This is a genomic window from Leifsonia sp. 10L418 (genome assembly GCF_056395445.1).
Window position 1 is genome coordinate 124,570 of record NZ_JBFTJN010000003.1, and the last position, 18,629, is coordinate 143,198.

Consider the following 18,629-nt stretch of genomic DNA (forward strand, 5'->3'; position numbering starts at 1 on the left):
CACTACTCCGCATTCCACAGCGACGCCAGCCCGATTCCGCCGGCGACGCTGATCGCAGCCAGGTCGAGGCCCGCGCCCGCGCCACCGGAGCGATGCTGCTGCAACAAACGCAGCACGAGCATCGCTCCGGATGCGCCGAACGGGTGACCGAACGCGAGCGCACCACCCTGCCGGTTGGCTTCGTTCTCTGACACACCGATCAGATCGAGTGAGGCCAGAACCTGGGAGGCGAAAGCCTCATTGAACTCGACTCGGCCGAGGGCGTCACCCTGCAGACCGTGGCGGTCGAGAAGCAGGCGTGCCGCCTCGCCGCCGGCGATGCCCAGCAATGTGGGGTCGGAGCCGAGCGCGACGTCATCGACAAAGCGCAGGATGGTGCTCCACCCGGATTCCTGCGCGTCAGCCAGGCTGGTGACCAGCACCGCCACCGCGCCATCGGCGTCTGCACACGAATTGCCGGCCGTGACCGTGCCGCCCGGGCGAAACGCTCCCGGAAACCGGCTGAGCAGTTGCGCGCTGAGGCGACGGCGCGGACCTTCATCGGCGCCCACATCGCCGGCCGTTGTCGTGACGGGCACGATCTCGTCGGCGAAGTCGCCGGCATCCGTCGCTGCCACGGCCAGCCGATGGCTCCGTAACGCGAAGGCGTCTTGCCGGTCCCGGTCGATGCCGTACCGGGTGGCGACGTTCTCCGCGGCCACACCCATGTCCGGGTCGCCGAGCGACGGAGGCGAGAAGGCCGGACGGTCGAAGAAGTCGGGGCGGCCCGGTTCAGAGCTCAGCCGATGCGCGCGCAGCGGTGCGGTACTGCAACTCTCGACGCCCCCGGCGAGATATCGGGTGCCGGCTCCGGCAGCCACCATTCGGCAGGCCAGCATGATGGCTTGCAGGCCGGAGCCGCACTGCCGGTCGATCGTGAGCCCGGGCACGGTGACGCCCAGGCCGGCGTCGAGTGCGGCGAAGCGGGCCACGTTGCCGCCGCCACCGACGGCGTTGCCGATGATGACGTCGTCGATGCGCGCCGGGTTCACGTCTCCGGCAACGGCGCTTCTCCCCCTCTGGGCGTCGCGCTCAGCGATCTCTGCAGTCAGTTCCACGAGCACCGGCGTCAGGAGTTCGGCGGCGCTCAGCTGTCGGAACAGACCCTGAGTGCGTCCGAACGGGGTGCGCCGGCCGAGCACGACCACGGGAATCCGCCGCGGGTCCTGCTGCTCGGTGACGGAACGGTGACGGCTAGAGGGGTATGACACGGGGGTCTCGATCCTGAATCCAACGGGCGAACAGTTTTCGGCTGGGTTTGCCCGATGCGGTGAGCGGCAGTTCGGTGAGGGCGTAGTAGTTTCGCGGCCGTTTGGGCACGGCCAGTGCCGCTTGGCATTCGGCGCGCAGCAGAGCAACGTCGGCGCCGTCGTCGTCCACCCGGATGCCGGCGACGAGTCGGTGCCCACGCCGCAGGTCCGGCAGGCCGGTGACAAGTGCGGCGTGCACTCCGGGGACGGCCTGCAGCACGGCCTCGACTTCGTGCGGGTAGACGTTGTGCCCGCCGGTCGTGACCATGTCGGCTCGGCGACCCAGAAAGTGCAGCACCCGGTGGTGGTCGAGCGAACCGAGGTCGCCGACGGTGCACCAGTCTCCCCGACGCCGGAATGCCGCTCCGTCATCGCCCCAGGCATAGCCGTCGCTGACCAGCGGGCTCCTGACCACGATGTTCCCGATCTCGCCCGCGCGCAGCTCAGCGCCCTCGTCGTCGTGAATCTGCACCTCGACACCCGGAAAGGCCATGCCGACCGCAGTCGCCTGGTCGGCGGAGCCGTGGTCGCCGACATCCCGACTGTCGATGGTTTCAGGCAGCGACGCCGGGCCGTGCACCACCGCGGTCACGAAGCCGAGTTCGGCTGCACCGAAATACTCGAAGATGGTCGCGTTCGGCGCCCACCGGCGCAACAACTCGAGAGTGTCACCGGTCAGCTTGGAGCCGGCGCTGACGATGCTCCGGAGATCCGATCCGGCCGGGCCGTTCTCGTCCCGCTCGGCAATCAGCTGCAACGCCGACGGCACGGCGACGAGCCGCGTGATCCCGCCCTCGCGCAAGCAGGTGAGGGCTGCACCGACGTCGAAGCGAGGCAATGCGATGAACGCCGCGCCGACGAAGAGCGACTCACAGAGCGCATAGAGAGTGAGGCTGGAGGAAAACGGACCTGGGGCCAGGGTACGGTCGGCGGCGGAGAGCCCGAAATACGCAGCGCTCGCCTCGAACGACAGCTGCCACGATCGCCGGGTGCGGGTGAATGCCTTGGGCACGCTGGTGGTGCCCGACGTGAATCCGTAGAGAAAGACCGAATCGCCGGAGCCGTCTCGGAGCGTAGGAGGCGTCTGGCTCGTCACCGTCGGGGTGCCGACTGCCGAACCACCGGCCGTCGCAACCTGGCTCAGCCGTTGGTCGATCGTCTCCCGCACCGAACCCGGCAGACCAGGGTCGAGCACCGCGCAGCTCGAATCGCCGGCCACAGCAGCAGCAAACTGCACCACGAACTCTGTTCCGTTCGGGAGCGCCAGGGCAGTGACGCCCTCGCGTGTGTCTCCTGCGGCGAGCTGGGCTGTCGCCGCATCACGCAGCTGGCGAAAACTCAGCCGGTGGCCGTCGACTTCGACGGCCGAATCGTCCGGGCGCAGGTCGGCCCAGCGCTGGAGTTGGTCAAGAAATGGCATCAGCAGGCCAGCCTACCGGCGCGAACTTCGGGTGCGCCTGTGGAGACGCGGCGGCCGTCGACGCTGTCAGAATTCGGGCCAACCACTATTTCTTGCGGGCGATGATCTCGCCGTGCGGTATCCCGAGCCAACCGTCGGGGTCGCTCGACCAGGTGCGCCAGGCCTCGGCAATGGCCTTCAGGCTGGCGAGATCTGCCGCTCCCGACTCAATCGCGTGGCTGGCGAAGTTCGACTCCGTGGCGCGTTCGGCCCAGGACAAACCCCACCATTCGCGCTCGGCGTCTGAGGCAAAGCACCAGATCGACGCGCTGGCCGTGACCGACTCGAACCCGGCCAATCGTGCCCAGGCCTTCAGCGCACGCCCCGCGTCGGGGTCGCCGCCGTTCCAGTAGTGAACTTCTCGGTACACGGTCATCCATATCGCCAGGCCGGGCAGCTGCGGGTACCAGGTCACCCCGCCGTAGTCGACCTCACGAACACCCAGCACGCCGCCGGGCTTCAGCACTCGGCGCAGTTCCTTCAGCGCCTCCACCGGGTTGACGAGGTGCTGCAACAGCTGATGCGCGTGCACCACGTCAAACGAGTTGTCGGGAAAGTCGAGCTCAGAGACGTCGCCGACCTGAAAGCTCACATTGTGAACGCCCTCGTCGTGGGCGAGCGCCCGCGCCTGATCAACGATCTCGGCTGAGGCATCCACCCCGATCACCTGACCGGGCGCCACCCGTCGAGCGAGGTCGACGGTGATGGTTCCCGGGCCTGAGCCGACGTCGAGAACACTCTGACCGAGCCCCAGATGCGGGATGAGGTAGCTTGCTGAGTTCTGCACTGTGCGCCAGGCGTGAGATCGCAGCACACTCGGGTGATGACCGTGCATGTACTCATCTCGGGGCTCATCACGGGGTGCAGTTTCCGCGTGCTCTGGTGCGTCGGTCATGCAGTGAGCCTAGAACCTCCGGCCGGTTCTCTGAAGTGATAACTAGTCTGGTGACATGGCCGACTTCGTGAATCCCCTCCTCGTTCAGAGCACATTGCCGTTTCAGCTGCCGCCGTTCGCCGAAATCAGCGATGAACATTACGCCCCGGCCCTTGAAGCGGGGATGCGCGAACAGCTCGCCGAGATCGCGACACTCCTGGCCGATCCCGCGCCGGCCAGCTTTCTGAACACACTGATCCCGCTGGAGCGGAGCGGGCGCACGTTGATGCGAGCGCTCGTGGCCTTCGGGACCAAAACATCGAACGACTCGAACCCCGCCATCCAAGCGATTGACGAAACATTCGCCCCGCTACTGGCCGCCCACCGTGATGCGATCACGCTGAACCCCGAGCTCTATGCCCGGATCGCCGCCGTGCACGATCAGCGCGACGAACTGGGTCTGGATGCCGAGTCCCGCCGACTCGTCGAGCGGTATCACATTGAGTTCACCCTGGCCGGGGCGGGCCTCTCCGACGACAACAAGGCCGCGCTGCGCGACTACAACCAGCGTCTTTCGTCGCTGACCACCCAGTTCGAGAAGAACCTGCTGGCCGACACCAACGAGTTGGCCGTCTGGGTCGAGGAGGTCAGTGAGCTCGATGGACTTACCGCCGGCGAAGTCTCTGCGGCTGCAGCCGCGGCACAGGAACGCGGTCTGACGAGCGGCTACTTGCTCACCTTGGTGCTTCCGACTTCCCAGCCGGCCTTGGCGGCTCTCACGAACCGGGCTGTGCGCGAACGTGTGCTGACCGCATCCCGGGAACGAGGCATCCGTGGCGGCCCTCACGACAATCGTGAACTGGTTCTCGAGATCACTCGGTTGCGTGCCGAGCGTGCCCGCCTGCTCGGTTTCGCCACACATGCGGCTTCGGTCACTGCTGACGAGACGGCCAAGACCCCTGAGGCCGTGGCCGCGATGTTGGAGCGTCTCGCCCCCGCCGCTCGGCGCAACGCCCGCGCCGAGCAAGCCACGCTTCAGGCGCACGTCGACGACGCGGGTGAGTCGTTCGAACTCCGCGCATGGGACTGGGCTTTCTACGCCGAGAAGGTGCGGTTGGCCAACTTCGACATCGACACCGCAGCGATGCGTGAGTACTTCGAGCTGGAGAGGGTGCTTCGTGACGGCGTCTTCTACGCCGCAACCCTGCTCTACGGAATCACGTTTGTGGAGCGCCCTGACCTGGTCGGTTGGCATGCGGAGGCCCGCGTCTTCGAGGTCAGCAATGACGATGGCACCCCGCTCGGCCTGTATATCGCCGATCTCTATACGCGTGACTCCAAGCGCGGCGGCGCCTGGATGAGTTCCCTCGTGTCGCAGAGCCATCTGCTGCAGACGCCCGCGATCGTGACCAATTCGATGAACGTGCCGAAACCGGGCGCCGGCGAGCCGACCCTGCTCAGTTTCGATGAAGTGAACACGCTCTTTCATGAGTTCGGCCACGCGCTGCATGGCCTGTTCGCGCAGGTGACCTACCCGAAGTTCGCCGGCACCAACGTGCACCGTGACTTCGTCGAGTTTCCGAGTCAGGTCAACGAGATGTGGATGCTCTGGCCGGAGGTGCTCGCGAACTACGCCACTCACTATCAGACCGGCGAGCCGCTCCCCCGGCAGATCATCGACAGCCTCGACGCCTCGACCACTTTCAACGAGGGCTTTGCGACCAGTGAGTACCTCGCTGCGGCGCTGCTTGACCAGGCCTGGCACCGCATCGACGCCGATGCAGAGGTTTCGGATGTCGCGGCATTCGAGGCTTCGGCCCTCGCGGAGGTCGGCCTCGACAATCCGGTCGTCCCCACCCGGTACTCGAGCACCTACTTCGCTCACACCTTTGCCGGAGGCTACGACGCCGGCTACTACTCCTACATTTGGAGCGAGGTGCTCGACGCGGACGCCGTGGCCTGGTTCACCGAGAACGGTGGGCTCACCCGGGCAAACGGCGACCGGTTCCGGCACCGGTTGCTCGGCGTCGGGGGCTCACGCGACCCGTTGCAGGCCTACCGTGATTTCGCGGGCCGGGAGGCCGACATCCAGCCGCTACTCGACCGTCGCGGCCTGAACTAGCTCGGTCTCTGGACGGGTTCGTCGTCCGCAGGAGGCTGGCCGGGATGCAGGTCGGGCCGGGGGCGTCCGACGTTCAACCAGAGCATCACGATCCCGCCGACGACGAGCCCCCAGAAGGCGGAGCCGATGCCGAGAAGCGCGATGCCAGAGGCCGTCACCAGGAAGACGGCGATGGCGGTGATGCGGTGGTGCGGGTCGTCGAGTGCGCCGGTCAGGCTGGTCACGAGGGCGCCGAGCAGGGCTAAACCGGCGACCGCGACGATCAGGATGGGGGGCGACGCCGCAACGAGCGCCGCGGCGAATCCGGCGGCGAGACCCAGCACCAGATAAACGATGCCGGAGGTCACGGTGGCGACCCAGCGCTTCGATTTGTCGGGATGCGACTCCGGGCTCGCCATCAGGGCAGCGGTGATCGCGGCGAGATTGATCGCGTGCCCACCGAACACGGCCCCGGCGGCGGTCGCGATTCCGGAACCGATCAGAATCGGCTGTGGCGCCGGGCGGTAGCCGAAGGTAGACAGAACGACGAAGCCCGGAACGTTCTGGCCGGCCATTGTCACGATGAACAGTGGCAAACCGAGGCTGACGATGACCAACGGGTCGAACACCGGAGCGGTGAAGATCAACGCCGGCTGGGACGCCGGCGAGGTCAGCCAAGCCGTTCCCGCCGTCAACGCGATTCCGATCGCTGCCACGACCATCGCGGCAGGGACTGCCCAGCGCGGTGCGAACCGAAGCAGGATCAGCCAGACGGCGATCACCGGAAGCGCGAGCGCCGGCTGTTCGACGGCAGCGGTCACCGGGGCAAGGCAGATCGGGAAGAGGATGCCCGCCAGCATCGCACTGGCGATCGGCTTGGGGATGCGGGTGATCGCCCGGCCCAGTGCCGGCCAGAGCCCGGTGAGCACGATCAGAATGCCGCAGACGAGAAACGCTCCGACCGCCGCCCCGAAGTTGTCTGTCGTGCTGCCGGCCGCAACGAGCAGGGCCGCGCCCGGTGTCGACCAGGCGAACGAGATCGGCACCTTGAAGTACCAGGGCAGGATGATGCAGATCACTCCGACGAGCAGGCAGAGCACCAGTAGTCCGGAGGCGGCCTGAGCGTCGTTTGCGCCGACCGCGTGAAGGCCGGCGATCACCAGCACGAAGGAGCTCGCGAACCCGGTGATCGCCGCGACGATTCCGGCGAAGACTGGCTGGATGATGGTGAGCCGCCCTTTCTCGAAAAGAAGGCCGCGGCGCCACACGCCGGCACAGGTGCGCACGTCTGAGCGACCGCGGTCAGGGCATCAGACTAAAGCGCATCGGCCCGAGAACCGATGCGCAACGCCGAGCAGCGCGGCTTAGGCCGACTTCTCTTCGCGGTGGATCTTGTGCGGCACGATCGTGGGCGCCGCATTGTCGAGAACCGCTTCACGGGTCACGACGACGCGGGCGACCTCGGTGCTGGACGGCACCTCGAACATGATCGGGCCGAGCACCTCTTCCATGATGGCGCGGAGGCCACGGGCACCGGTCTTGCGCAGCACGGCCAGGTCGGCAATCGCCTCGAGCGCGGGCTGCTCAAACTCGAGTTCGACGCCGTCGAGTTCGAACATGCGCTGATACTGCCGAACGAGCGCATTCTTCGGCACAGTCAAGATTTGCATCAGCGCCGCCTGGTCCAGCTGCGTGACGGTGGTGACGACGGGGAGACGACCGATGAACTCGGGGATCAGCCCGAACTTGTGCAGGTCTTCGGGCAGCACCTCGCTGAAGAGGTTGACGTCGTCGCCCTTGCTGTGCAGTGGGGCGCCGAAACCGATGCCCTTCTTGCCGGCCCGTGACGAGATGATGTCATCGAGACCCGCGAACGCACCGGCCACGATGAACAGCACGTTCGTTGTGTCGATTTGGATGAACTCCTGGTGCGGATGCTTGCGCCCGCCCTGCGGCGGAACCGAGGCGACGGTGCCCTCGAGAATCTTCAGCAGCGCCTGCTGCACGCCCTCCCCCGACACATCGCGGGTGATTGACGGGTTCTCGGCCTTGCGGGCGATCTTGTCGATCTCGTCGATGTAAATGATGCCGGTCTCGGCACGCTTGACGTCATAGTCGGCGGCCTGGATCAGCTTCAGCAGAATGTTCTCGACGTCTTCGCCGACATAGCCGGCTTCAGTCAGAGCGGTCGCATCGGCCACGGCGAACGGAACGTTCAAGCGCTTGGCCAACGTCTGGGCGAGGTAGGTCTTGCCGCATCCGGTCGGACCGATCAGCAGGATGTTCGACTTGGCGATCTCGACGTCGTCGTGGAGGGCTTCTGCCGCAGTGAGCGTGCTGCGTGCACGCACGCGCTTGTAGTGGTTGTAGACGGCCACGGCGAGAGCGCGCTTGGCAGCTTCTTGGCCGATGACGTATTCCTCAAGGAATCCGTAGATCTCTTTGGGCTTCGGCAACTCGAATTCGCCGGTTGCCTCTTCGGCACCCGCTTCGGCCAGACGCTCTTCGATGATCTCGTTGCAGAGCTCGACGCACTCGTCACAGATGTAGACGCCGGGGCCCGCAATGAGCTGCTGAACCTGCTTCTGGCTCTTTCCGCAGAAGGAACACTTCAGCAGATCGGCGCTTTCGCCTATACGGGCCATCTGTCAGCCTCCTTCATCGGGTCAATCGTGGGTGCTGTTGAAACGAGCCTATCCTGTGGCCCCGACACTTGCGCGCACCGGCACACAAAAACGAAACGGCGCGCCGCCCTGAGGCGACACGCCGAATCGTGCTCATCGAACTGACTTACTTGACGAGCGCAGGAACGTTCTTGCGGCTGGTCAGCACCTGGTCGATCAGGCCGTACTCGAGGGCCTCAGCGGCGCCGAGGATCTTGTCGCGGTCGATGTCCTTGTGCACCTGCTCAGCAGTGCGGTTGGAGTGGTGGGAGATCGTCTCTTCCAACCACGTGCGCATGCGCTGAATCTCGGCGGCCTGGATCTCGATGTCCGAAGCCTGTCCGCCGCCCTGGCTACCGGCCGAGGGCTGGTGGATCAGGATGCGGGCGTTCGGCAGCGCGAGGCGCTTGCCGGGCGTTCCACCGGCGAGCAGCACGGCAGCAGCCGAGGCCGCCTGGCCGAGGCAGACCGTCTGCACGTGCGGACGGATGTACTGCATGGTGTCGTAGATGGCCGTCATCGCGGTGAAGGAGCCACCGGGTGAGTTGATGTACATGACGATGTCGCGGTCCGGGTCCTGGCTCTCGAGAACGAGAAGCTGGGCCATGACGTCATCGGCCGAGGCGTCGTCGATCTGCACGCCGAGGAAGATGATGCGGTCTTCGAACAGCTTGGCGTACGGGTCTTGACGCTTGTAGCCGTATGCGGTGCGCTCTTCGAAGGTCGGCAGAATGTAGCGGGCTTCAGCCGGGCGAGCCAGGCCGCCGGCTTGCCCCGCGCCGAACTGACCGACGCCGGACTGCTGCGTGAAGTTGGTGAATTCCATGGTGATTGCTGCCCGTCCCTACTTCTTGTTCGCTGAATCGTCGGTTCCGCCGCCGCCGACAACCTCGGACGCGAATTCGCGCAGGTGGTCGACGAAGCCGTACTCAAGGGCTTCCTGTGCGGTGAACCAGTTGTCGCGGTCGTTGTCGATCAGAACCTGCTCGACACTCTTGCCGGTCTGCTCTGCCGTCAGTTCAGCCATCCGCTTCTTCATGTCAAGGATGACCTTGGCCTGAGTCTGGATGTCCGCGGCGGTTCCGCCGAAGCCACCGGAGGGCTGGTGCAGCAGCACGCGGGCGTTCGGCGTGATGTAACGCTTGCCCTTCGTGCCGGAGGACAGCAGGAACTGGCCCATCGAGGCGGCCAGGCCGATGCCGACCGTGACGATGTCGTTCGGCACGAAACGCATCGTGTCGTAGATGGCCATGCCTGCGGTGATCGAGCCACCGGGCGAGTTGATGTACAGGAAGATGTCGCGTTCCGAGTCTTCTGCGGCAAGGAGCAAGATCTTCGCGCAGATCTCGTTCGAGTTGTCGTCACGGACCTCTGAGCCGAGCCAGATGATGCGGTCCTTCAGCAGTCGGTCAAAAACACCGGGTGTGGGTGTCTGTTCGGCCATGTCAAGCTCCGTTTCAGTTATCGCTTCGAATTGAATCTATAGGAGCTAACGCACACAAACTGCTCTGTTCGCCCTCGGCAGATTGCCAGGGCCCGATTCGGCGGAAACTCGCCTCGCTGAAGGCCCCGAAGACAGCGAAAGGGCCGGATGTCTGTGACATCCGGCCCTCGTTCGCTCTGTGCGAAACTACGCGTGCGACACGCGTGGGAACTTACTCCGCTGCGGGAGCCTTCTTGGCTGCAGCCTTCTTCTTCGGCTTCGCTTCGACGACTACCTCTTCGGCAGCGTCTTCGGCGGGAGCCTCAGCAGCTGCGTCGGCAGCGTCTTCGGCCGGAGCGTCGGCGACGGCGGTGAACTCGGAGAGGTCAACCTTCTTGCCGTTGGTGTCAACGACGGTTGCCTTGCCGAGTGCGATGGCGAGAGCCTTGTTGCGAGCAACTTCGGCAACCATCGACGGGATCTGGCCGTTGCTGGACAGGGCCTGAACGAACTCGCTCGGGTCCATGCCGTACTGGCTGGCGCCCTGGATCAGGTACTGGGTGAGCTCGTCCTGGCTGACCTGCACCTTTTCTGCCTCAGCGATGGTGTCGAGCAGGATCTGCTGACGGAAGGTCTTCTCGCTGGACTCGGTGACCTCGGCGCGGTGCTCAGCGTCTTCGAGGCGGTTCTCGCCCTCGAGGTGACGGTGCACCTCGTCTTCGATGATTGCGGCGGGGATCGGGACCTCGACCTTGGCGAGCAGCTGCTCAACCATCTTGTCGCGGGCCTGGCTGCCCTGGCCGAAGACCTTCGAGCGCTCGACCTGGGTCTTGAGGCTCTCGGTCAGCTCGGCGATGGTGTCGAACTCGCTGGAGATCTGAGCGAAGTCGTCGTCGGCGGCCGGAAGCTCGCGCTCCTTGACGGCGTTGACGGTGACGGTGATCTCAGCGGTCTCGCCCTCGTGGTCTCCACCCATCAGGTTGGAGTTGAAGGTGGTGGTCTCGCCGGCGGTGAGGGAGTCGAGCGCCTCGTCGATGCCGTCGATCAAGTCGCCGGAGCCGACCTCGTAGGAGATACCGCTGGCTGTGTCGACCTCAACACCCTTGATGGATGCGACGAGGTCGATCTGGGCGAAGTCGCCGGTCTTGGCCGGGCGGTCAACGGTGATCAGGGTGCCGAAACGAGCACGCAGGGTGTCGAGTTCTTCGGCGACCTCTTCGTCGGACACCTCAACGGCGTCAACTTCGATCTTCAGGCCGTCGTACTTCGGCAGCTCGATCTCGGGACGAACGTCGACCTCAATGGCCAGTTCCAGATCGCCGGAGAAGTCTTTGTCGCTCGGCCAGGTGACGATGTCAGCCTGCGGGCGGCCCAGGGGGCGCAGCTTGTTCTCGGTGACAGCAGCGCGGTAGAAACCGTCGAGGCCCTCGTTGACAGCGTGCTCAAGCACAGCGGACTTGCCGATGCGCTGGTCAATCATTGCCGGCGGGACCTTGCCCTTACGGAAACCGGGAATGTTGATGCTCTCAGCCATGTGGCTGTAGGCGTGGGTGATGCTGGGCTTCAGCTCCTCGGGCGTCACCGAAATGGTGAGCTTGGCGCGCGTGGGGCTCAGCTGTTCGACCGTGGACTTCACGTGGGGACTCTCCTGTATCTGAACGATGTACTGGGGTGATGGTCGGGGCGACAGGATTCGAACCTGCGACCTCTCGGTCCCAAACCGAGCGCTCTACCAAGCTGAGCTACGCCCCGGATCGCCATCTCAACCCGATTGAGCCACCCACAGACGCGCAGTAATTCACGTGCCGTGCGGATTGACCTCGGTCAGTCTACTGCACTGTTGCAGGTGCCGGGGTGCACGGGATGCGACACACGCGGGACGCAGGACGTGGCACGAACTACCCCCGAACGTGTACTACGATAATTTGAGTGCCCGGTTCTACCGGGTCGCGGGGATGTAGCTTAGTGGTAAAGCCTCTGTCTTCCAAACAGATGATGCGAGTTCGATTCTCGTCATCCCCTCCACATAAATAAGACCCCCAATCGCCCCGAAGGGCCGGTTGGGGGTCTTACTCGTTTAACGGTTGCGTCGTCCCGTCCCTTCCCCGCTTCAGCCCCCGAATTCGGGTGGGGCCGCGTGAAACGTCGACACAAAGTACAAGCAGGCTGCGACGCTGCCGGCTATTGACACAATCGGGGCAAGCCACGCCCAGTTCCGAGTAGAACAGCACGATAAGCACGACGCCCTGGCCCAGAAAGAATGCGACCACCCCGCTTCCGGGGCGGTTTCGCACCAAGTGCCCGGAGCACCAGCCGTGAGGGGTCGCATATCGACCTTCGTTGGCGCCACGAAGGTCGATGTGCGCCCCCTCACGCGATGGCATCCGGCCGGCGAGTTCGTCCGAGGACTGAACACTCTCAGCCTGATTGGCTGAGCTCAGCAAGCCGTGCAAGCCCATCGGGAAGCCCCGCCTGCAGACGGCTCAGAGTGTTCTCCAGCTCTGCAGATCGCATGTACTCGGGCGGCACCCGCGCCGGGTTGAGCGCGACGCCGTCAGCCCAAACCTTGATGTCGGGTTCGGCTCCGAACGACTGCGTGGCGCGGGCGCCCAAGAGTGTCATGTTCGCCCATCCGGCCAGCGAGTTCCCGTACGGGGTCGGTGGGCACAACCGATTCTTCTCTTCTTCGTCCCGACGAGTCGCTTCCACGTATCCGGCGAGAGCTGCTCCGAAGCACGGAAACCCGGCTCGGATCGGCTGGAGAGTAATCGTTGACGGGCTCCAGATCGGTACGCGTGGCGGAGTCTTCAGACCGGACGCCGCGCAGTGCACGACGAGCGCGTCCCTCGCGATCGCTGTCTCCCCGTATTCCAGGGTGATACGCCCGCGCTCCACCCGCCGCACGTGCCCCAGGCGCACAACGTGCTCAATCGTGCGCAGCTGCTCGAGCTCCCAGCCGGCCAGCGTCGGCGTCCTCGCCATCGTCGGCATCACCGTCCGGTCGATGCGAAGCATGATGCCGGCATCTTCCAGCCTGAGGAACAGCTCCGCCAATGATGTCGCGGCCGCTGCCGCTTCCATGGTGTCGGCAGCCATGCCGAGGACTACGGCAGGATCCGGCTGCACTACCGCCCGGTTGAGCATCCACGGCTCGCGCGGTCTCACCCAGCAGATCGCTGCGGCATCCACACCATGCGACAGGAGCCAGATGCAGGCGTCGGTCGCGGTCTTGCCAGACCCCACGATCACGTATTGCCCTGGCGCCTCGCTGAGACGGGCAAGGTCATTGACCGCAATCACCCGGGCGTCGGTCGCAACGTCGAACGGGGGCGGCGTGGTCGCGGGAATATCGGGCGCGAGGTACCGCGCGTCCACGATCCGGCAGCGCGGCGACACGTCGATCCGCTCACCCGAGATGCGCGAGACGATCTGACCTGCCGAGTCGTACTCGCAGTTGGCAAAGAACTCGACACTGCCGGATTCCAGCATCCGGTCACCCAGGATGTGACTGTAGTAGGCGCAGATCTCTGAGACGTTAGCCCGCTCGTGCAGGCCGGCCTCCGGCCCATGCGCCTGCACCCTGCCGCCCAGGGGCGTCGACGCGACACCGTAGAAGGCGGAGGCCTGGTGCAGACGGACGAAGGGATATGCGTCCAACCAGTGCCCACCGGCGCTGTGACGTCGGTCGACCACGGCCACGCGAACGTCGGCGTGATCGATCAGCGCGTCAGTGAACGCCATACCGGAGGCACCGGCGCCGACGACGAGGTAGTCAGCCTGCAGGCTGCGCGTCATGGCGCAATTCAATCACCGCGGCAACTGCGGCACCAGGACCCATCCAGGTCCGGCCGACAAGGCCCTGACATGTGTGTTCGTCGCCGCGCCGAGGGTTCTTGAAGCGGCAGCGACGTCAGCCCTCGAGACCCAACCGGATGCTCTTCGGCAGCGACGCGACAATGATCGCGTGCGACTCGGCGATGAGCTCACGCACATGGTCGTCGGGCACGGTGCCATCGAGGCTCACCGTCACCCAGTGCTTCTTGTTCATGTGATAGCCGGGGTAGATGCCATCCACACTCTTGATCAGCCGCGGCACGTTCTCCGGCAACGCCTTGAGCGTGATCCTCGGGTGGGGAGCATCCGGTGCGTCAATCGAAAAGACCTTCCCGGCGACCTTGAACACGCGGGCCTCTGGCCCGAACGGGTAGGTTTCCTCGGCGCCGTTCAGGTCGAGCAGGAAGGCGGTCAATTCGTCTGGATTCATCTCGCTCGCCAGACTATCGCGCGGGGCACCGGTCGTCAGCGGCGCAGAGTGCGACCACGCCGGCGTCGGCCCGAGCGCAGCCGAATGGCATACTCGAAACGGTGACCACGAACCCGACCCGCGAACAAGCACGCCGCGGGCTGCTCGTCGACATCAGTCCGCTGCGTGAGAGTCCCGCGTTCGCCCGGCTCTGGGCGGGCGGCGCCATATCCGGCATCGGTGCCCAAATGACCGTCGTCGCGGTCGGTCTGCACATCTACGCGTTGACCGAGTCCACGATGGCCGTCGCCCTGGTGGGCGCGTTCGCGCTGATCCCGATGATCTTCGCCGGTCTCTACGGCGGGATGCTCGCCGATGCGTTCGACCGACGGCTCATCCTGATCTGGGGTTCGGTGATCGCCTGGGGTTCGACTATCGCCCTCGCGTCACTGGCCTGGCTGGGCATCGAAACGGTCTGGCCGTTCTATCTGCTCACGACGGTGAACGCGGTGGCCGCGACGGTGATCGGCACCGTGCGTTTCGCGGTGATCCCGCGCATCCTTCCGACACACCTGCTGCCGGCGGCGTCGGCGCTTGGCGGCATCAGCGTCGGGGTGATGGTCACCGTCGGCCCGGCGCTGGCCGGGGTGCTCGTGGCCACCGTCGGGTTCGGCTGGACCTACACGATCGACGCCATCCTCTTCGTCGCCTCGTTCCTCGGCATCCTCGCACTCCCCCGCCTGGCCCCGGAAGGCGACGTCGACAAGCCGGGCCTCGCCTCGCTCGTGTCCGGATTCCGGTTCCTCCAGACCGCGCCGAACGTGCGGATGTCATTCATCGTCGACATCATCGCCATGACCTTCGGCCAGCCCCGCGTGCTGTTTCCCGCCGTCGGCGCGCTCGTGCTCGGCGGCGGCGCGATCACCGTCGGCATCCTGATCGCGGCAGGGGCGATCGGGGCGCTGGCCACCAGCATCCTCTCTGGACGCCTCGGTCACGTTCGCATGCAGGGCCAGGCCATCTCCCGCGCCATCATCGCCTACGGCGCCTTCATCCTCGGGTTCGGGCTGCTGTTGGCCGTGCTGGCGACCGGATGGTTCGGCCCGGTCGGACCGTCGATCGAGAGGGCCAACGTGCCCGCGATCGTCATCGCCGCCGTTCTGTTGGCCGGTGCCGGCGGGGCCGACAACATCAGTTCCATCTTCCGGATGACGATGCTGCAAACCGCGGTTCCCGACAGCATGCGTGGGCGGCTGCAAGGCGTGTTCACGGTGGTCGTCACGGGTGGTCCGCGCCTCGGCGACATCTATGTCGGAGCGGTCGCCGTCCTTGGCGCCCTCTGGCTGCCTCCACTTGTCGGCGGCCTCGCGATCATCGTGCTGGTCTCGGTTCTGGTGCGTGCGCAGCGCACCTTCCGGCACTACGACGCGCTCGACCCGCGCCCGTAGTCGCGCGCGGGCCACGCCGGCACCGTGTCGCGATGACGCATCCCGGAGCAGAATGGGTCCATGCCAGAGATGGCGGATCCCCCCTCCGAGAATGAACCGGATGCTCCCCCATCCGGCAATGCACCGGATGCCCCCACATCCGATGCCGAGTCACCGGTTCCCGCCTCGGTGCGCGCCCAGCTGCTCGCGACCGAGCACTGGGGTTTGCTCGCCGCCCGCGGCACCACACAAAGCGAGGTGCTGAGCCGGATCGGCATGTTCCTCACCCTGACCTCCGCCGCTCTCGTAAGCCTCGCCCTTGTCGGACAGGCCAGCAAGTTCAGCGGAATCTTCCCTGGCTTCGCAATCGTGGTGCTCGGAATCGTGCTTCTCGTCGGCCTGCTCACCCAGCTGCGTGTGATGAACACCATGATGGAGGATCTGCAGTATGTGCTCGCTATGAACCGGCTGCGCGCCGCCTACGCCGAACTCGACCCGGGCATTGAACGCTACTTCATGGAATCCCGCTTCGACGACATGGCCGGGTCACGGGAGACTTACTATTTTCTAGGTCCCCGGGGTCCCAGCCAACTTCTCGGCAGTAGCGCGATGTTCATCATGGCGGTCAACTCGACACTTCTCGGCCTGCTGACCGCGGCGGCGGCCGGTTTCGTCACAGCGTCCACCGCACTCGCCGCGGCGGTAGGCGCACTGTTCGGCGTGGCCCTGCTTGCGCTATCGCTCTGGCGGGGCAGCCGGCGCTACTTCACATTCTGGAAGCGGCACATTCCAATGTTCCCCACCCCGCAGTCTTCCCAGGCACCGCCGACGCCCCCGGCACCGCCAACCTGACGCGGCTGAAACTAGCGCTGCAGAAACGCCAGAACGGCAAGCACCCGCCGGTGATCGGTGCCCGAGTCCTCGAGACCCAACTTCTGAAAGATTGCCGTCACATTCTTCTCGACGGCGCCGACCCCGATGACCAGGGCGGATGCGATCCCGGTGTTGGTGCGTCCCTCCGCCATCAACCCGAGCACATCACGCTCGCGCGGGGTGAGCGCGCTGAGCGGGTCGGTGCGGCGGGCGAGCAACTCCCGCACGACCTGCGGGTCGAGCACGGTGCCGCCGGCGCTGACCCGGGCCACGGCATCCTTCAACTCGTCGAGCGACGCGACGCGATCTTTCAGCAGGTAGCCGAGCCCGCCATCGCCGGCCGACAGAAGCTCCTGCGCGTACGTGCCCTCGACGTACTGGCTGAGCAGCAGCACGCCGATCCCCGGCAGCCGACGGCGCAGTTCGAGGGCGGCGCGCACCCCCTCGTCGCGAAAGGTGGGCGGCATCCGCACGTCGAGCACGGCCAGGTCGGGGGCAAGCGCCTCAACCTCGGCGAGCAAGGCGTCGGCATCGCCGTAGGCGGCAACCGTCTCGAAGCCGGCCTCGTCAAAGAGCCGAACCAGGCCTTCGCGCAGCAGCACCGAATCCTCGGCCAGCACGAGCCGGAGTTTCGCCGGCGGCGTCGAAATCGTCGGGTCGCCGCCGGGTTCACTCGTGTCAGACATTCATTCAGGATAGGGCGCGGAGCTGCCGCCTTGCGAAACGACTCAGGCCGCGGAACCCGCGCTGGTCGTGCGGGCGACCGTCTCGCCCACCGGGATGTGCGCTCCGATCGTCGTCGGCCCGCCGACGGGGCTATCGATGCTGAGAATCCCGCGGAGACCCCGCAGTCGCTCGTCGAGACCCGCCAGCCCGTGGCCGGGGGCGACCACCGCACCACCCACGCCGTTGTCGATCACCCACAGGTCGAGCCAGGTGCTGCCGTCGACATGCTCACGCAGTGTGGCGTGCAAACGGATGCTCGTGGCCACGGAATGCTTCGCCGCATTCGTCAAAAGCTCGGCCGCGACGAAATACGCACTGCGTTCAATCTCTGACGGAAGCCGAAGCTCGGGGTCCAGTCGCATCTCCAGAATCACTGGAACGGTGCTGCGCGCGGCCAGCGATTCGAGGCCGGCGACGAGGCCCCGGTCCTGCAGGATCGGCGGCACGAGCCCCCGCGAGAGCGCACGCAGTTCTTCGAGCGTGTCGTGTGCGTGACCGCGGGCTTCCTGGAGAAGTGCGCGAGCGGCATCCGGGTCGGTGTCGATCTTGCGTTCGGCGCTCGCGAGATCCATCTGCAAACGCACCAGGCGTTGTTGCGGGCCGTCGTGGATGTCTCGCTCGAGGCGGCGCAGCGAGTTGTCCTCTGCGGCCACGGCAGCTCCGCGCGACGCGCTGAGGTCGGCCACTTCGCGGCGCAACGCTTCGGATCCCCAGGCGCCGAGCATGCCTCTGGCGACTCCCTGGTGCACGCGCACGAAGAGGTGGGTGACGAGCGGGAGCGTGAGTAGAAAGACGATGCCGAGTACGAGAAAGAGCAGTGTCTCGCCGACGAACGGGTCGATGCTGATGGTGTTGCCGGGGAACATCCAATCGAGGATGGTGCGGTTCAGCCAAATCCTCTCGTCGGTGTCGCCGTTGGTGAAGCGACCCCAGATCCAATAGGTGATTCCGCCGACGCCGACCGAGAGCCAGACGACGGTGACGACCCAGGAAACGAGTCCGACCAGAAAGTTCACGATCATGCCGTGGAGCAGGTACAGCCAGTAGTGCCCGTTGATCAGTGGGCCGAGCAAGGTGCGCATCGGGGTGGCGGCGACACCACGCGGCTGCCAGGCCGGCTGCGTGATTTCCGGCTGGCCGGCCCAGCGGAGTCGGACCAGCTCAACCACGCCAAACCCGCGGGCAATGTAGAGGGAGGCGACGATGATGAAGAGGCCGATGAAGATGGCGATCATGCCCACGCCGGTGAAGAAAACGGTGGAGAGCACCGAGAGCGCGATGATGACGACCGGCAGGGTGAGCAGCAGGAACCCGAGCTCCTTCGGTACTCCGCGCCAGAGCGCACCATAGCCGCGGCGCGATGCCGGCGGCGTGGCCGCTACTGCGGTGGTGGTTACGGTGGTGGTTGCGGTGGCCGTGGTGTTCGACGCGGTGGGGTTCCCCGTGTCAGCTGGCGTGGCGGGATCAGGATGGGTCTGCACGCTTTCCAGCGTGGCAGACGGTGGCTCGGTATTCGACGACATAACTCAACTCTGGTCGCTGGGCGGCTGC

Annotated in this window: 15 protein-coding genes and 2 tRNA genes; 4 read left to right on the forward strand and 13 right to left on the reverse strand. The window is 65.7% G+C overall.

What is annotated here, in order from left to right; all coding sequences use genetic code 11:
- Positions 1 to 2: 2 nt before the first annotated feature.
- The 3 genes from AC1DCF_RS08515 to AC1DCF_RS08525 form a co-directional block, all read right to left on the reverse strand.
- Positions 3 to 1,250 carry a thiolase family protein gene (locus AC1DCF_RS08515; protein ID WP_477210631.1) on the reverse strand — a complete coding sequence of 416 codons (1,248 nt, stop codon included), beginning with the start codon at positions 1,248 to 1,250 and terminating at the stop codon, positions 3 to 5.
- The gene (locus AC1DCF_RS08520; RefSeq protein ID WP_477210632.1) at positions 1,234 to 2,709 is read right to left on the reverse strand and encodes a class I adenylate-forming enzyme family protein; all 1,476 of its coding nucleotides are present in this window, start codon (positions 2,707 to 2,709) and stop codon (positions 1,234 to 1,236) included. The genes AC1DCF_RS08515 and AC1DCF_RS08520 overlap by 17 nt, the downstream gene beginning before the upstream one ends.
- 85 nt (positions 2,710 to 2,794) lie before the next feature.
- Positions 2,795 to 3,643, reverse strand: a complete 849-nt coding sequence (locus AC1DCF_RS08525; protein WP_477210633.1) for a class I SAM-dependent methyltransferase — start codon at positions 3,641 to 3,643, stop codon at positions 2,795 to 2,797.
- Positions 3,644 to 3,698: 55 nt separating this feature from the next.
- On the opposite strand from AC1DCF_RS08525, the gene AC1DCF_RS08530 reads away from it, so the two are divergent.
- Positions 3,699 to 5,744 carry a M3 family metallopeptidase gene (locus AC1DCF_RS08530; protein ID WP_477210634.1) on the forward strand — a complete coding sequence of 682 codons (2,046 nt, stop codon included), beginning with the start codon at positions 3,699 to 3,701 and terminating at the stop codon, positions 5,742 to 5,744.
- Here AC1DCF_RS08530 and AC1DCF_RS08535 read toward each other — a convergent pair.
- The 6 genes from AC1DCF_RS08535 to AC1DCF_RS08560 all read right to left on the reverse strand — a co-directional run bounded on the left by AC1DCF_RS08535 (position 5,741) and on the right by AC1DCF_RS08560 (position 11,561).
- On the reverse strand, positions 5,741 to 7,009 hold the full coding sequence (locus tag AC1DCF_RS08535; protein ID WP_477210635.1) for a benzoate/H(+) symporter BenE family transporter: 1,269 nt from the start codon (positions 7,007 to 7,009) through the stop codon (positions 5,741 to 5,743). The genes AC1DCF_RS08530 and AC1DCF_RS08535 overlap by 4 nt on opposite strands.
- 78 nt (positions 7,010 to 7,087) lie before the next feature.
- Positions 7,088 to 8,368: an ATP-dependent Clp protease ATP-binding subunit ClpX gene (gene clpX, locus AC1DCF_RS08540; protein ID WP_477210636.1), complete on the reverse strand. Its 1,281-nt coding sequence runs from the start codon at positions 8,366 to 8,368 to the stop codon at positions 7,088 to 7,090.
- Positions 8,369 to 8,513: 145 nt separating this feature from the next.
- Positions 8,514 to 9,212: an ATP-dependent Clp protease proteolytic subunit gene (locus AC1DCF_RS08545; protein ID WP_441792263.1), complete on the reverse strand. Its 699-nt coding sequence runs from the start codon at positions 9,210 to 9,212 to the stop codon at positions 8,514 to 8,516.
- A gap of 18 nt (positions 9,213 to 9,230) precedes the next feature.
- Positions 9,231 to 9,830, reverse strand: coding sequence for an ATP-dependent Clp protease proteolytic subunit (locus tag AC1DCF_RS08550; RefSeq protein WP_345062255.1), 600 nt, complete (start codon positions 9,828 to 9,830; stop codon positions 9,231 to 9,233).
- Positions 9,831 to 10,041: 211 nt separating this feature from the next.
- Positions 10,042 to 11,445, reverse strand: a complete 1,404-nt coding sequence (gene tig / locus AC1DCF_RS08555) for a trigger factor (RefSeq protein ID WP_477210637.1) — start codon at positions 11,443 to 11,445, stop codon at positions 10,042 to 10,044.
- Between the two features lie 39 nt (positions 11,446 to 11,484).
- Positions 11,485 to 11,561: transfer RNA gene (locus AC1DCF_RS08560), tRNA-Pro, on the reverse strand.
- Positions 11,562 to 11,760: 199 nt separating this feature from the next.
- Here AC1DCF_RS08560 and AC1DCF_RS08565 point away from each other — a divergent pair.
- A tRNA-Gly gene (locus AC1DCF_RS08565) sits at positions 11,761 to 11,834 on the forward strand.
- A gap of 393 nt (positions 11,835 to 12,227) precedes the next feature.
- Here AC1DCF_RS08565 and AC1DCF_RS08570 read toward each other — a convergent pair.
- Positions 12,228 to 13,604 (reverse strand): NAD(P)-binding protein, encoded by a 1,377-nt coding sequence (locus AC1DCF_RS08570; protein ID WP_477210638.1) that lies wholly within the window; start codon positions 13,602 to 13,604, stop codon positions 12,228 to 12,230.
- Positions 13,605 to 13,719: 115 nt separating this feature from the next.
- Entirely contained in the window at positions 13,720 to 14,073 is a 354-nt protein-coding gene (locus AC1DCF_RS08575) for an MmcQ/YjbR family DNA-binding protein (protein ID WP_477210639.1), read from the reverse strand.
- A 101-nt stretch (positions 14,074 to 14,174) separates the two neighbouring features.
- Here AC1DCF_RS08575 and AC1DCF_RS08580 point away from each other — a divergent pair, with 101 nt between their 5' ends.
- Entirely contained in the window at positions 14,175 to 15,500 is a 1,326-nt protein-coding gene (locus tag AC1DCF_RS08580; protein ID WP_477210640.1) for an MFS transporter, read from the forward strand.
- Positions 15,501 to 15,560: 60 nt separating this feature from the next.
- On the forward strand, positions 15,561 to 16,331 hold the full coding sequence (locus AC1DCF_RS08585; protein WP_477210641.1) for a hypothetical protein: 771 nt from the start codon (positions 15,561 to 15,563) through the stop codon (positions 16,329 to 16,331).
- An 11-nt stretch (positions 16,332 to 16,342) separates the two neighbouring features.
- Here the strand turns inward: AC1DCF_RS08585 and AC1DCF_RS08590 are convergent, their stop codons facing one another.
- Both AC1DCF_RS08590 and AC1DCF_RS08595 read right to left on the reverse strand, forming a co-directional pair.
- Positions 16,343 to 17,038 (reverse strand): response regulator, encoded by a 696-nt coding sequence (locus AC1DCF_RS08590; protein ID WP_477210642.1) that lies wholly within the window; start codon positions 17,036 to 17,038, stop codon positions 16,343 to 16,345.
- 42 nt (positions 17,039 to 17,080) lie between these two features.
- Positions 17,081 to 18,601: a sensor histidine kinase gene (locus tag AC1DCF_RS08595; protein WP_477210643.1), complete on the reverse strand. Its 1,521-nt coding sequence runs from the start codon at positions 18,599 to 18,601 to the stop codon at positions 17,081 to 17,083.
- Between the last annotated feature and the right edge of the window lie 28 nt (positions 18,602 to 18,629).

What these genes read in the sequence shown, in the direction of transcription:
- AC1DCF_RS08595 (WP_477210643.1), bottom strand. Translation starts at nt 18,601, where the DNA reads ATGTCGTCGAATACCGAGCCACCGTCTGCCACGCTGGAAAGCGTGCAG.
- AC1DCF_RS08570 (WP_477210638.1), bottom strand. Translation starts at nt 13,604, where the DNA reads ATGACGCGCAGCCTGCAGGCTGACTACCTCGTCGTCGGCGCCGGTGCC.
- AC1DCF_RS08530 (WP_477210634.1), top strand. Translation starts at nt 3,699, where the DNA reads ATGGCCGACTTCGTGAATCCCCTCCTCGTTCAGAGCACATTGCCGTTT.
- clpX (WP_477210636.1), bottom strand. Translation starts at nt 8,368, where the DNA reads ATGGCCCGTATAGGCGAAAGCGCCGATCTGCTGAAGTGTTCCTTCTGC.
- AC1DCF_RS08520 (WP_477210632.1), bottom strand. Translation starts at nt 2,709, where the DNA reads ATGCCATTTCTTGACCAACTCCAGCGCTGGGCCGACCTGCGCCCGGAC.
- AC1DCF_RS08525 (WP_477210633.1), bottom strand. Translation starts at nt 3,643, where the DNA reads ATGACCGACGCACCAGAGCACGCGGAAACTGCACCCCGTGATGAGCCC.
- AC1DCF_RS08590 (WP_477210642.1), bottom strand. Translation starts at nt 17,038, where the DNA reads ATGTCTGACACGAGTGAACCCGGCGGCGACCCGACGATTTCGACGCCG.
- AC1DCF_RS08550 (WP_345062255.1), bottom strand. Translation starts at nt 9,830, where the DNA reads ATGGCCGAACAGACACCCACACCCGGTGTTTTTGACCGACTGCTGAAG.
- AC1DCF_RS08585 (WP_477210641.1), top strand. Translation starts at nt 15,561, where the DNA reads ATGCCAGAGATGGCGGATCCCCCCTCCGAGAATGAACCGGATGCTCCC.
- AC1DCF_RS08575 (WP_477210639.1), bottom strand. Translation starts at nt 14,073, where the DNA reads ATGAATCCAGACGAATTGACCGCCTTCCTGCTCGACCTGAACGGCGCC.
- AC1DCF_RS08545 (WP_441792263.1), bottom strand. Translation starts at nt 9,212, where the DNA reads ATGGAATTCACCAACTTCACGCAGCAGTCCGGCGTCGGTCAGTTCGGC.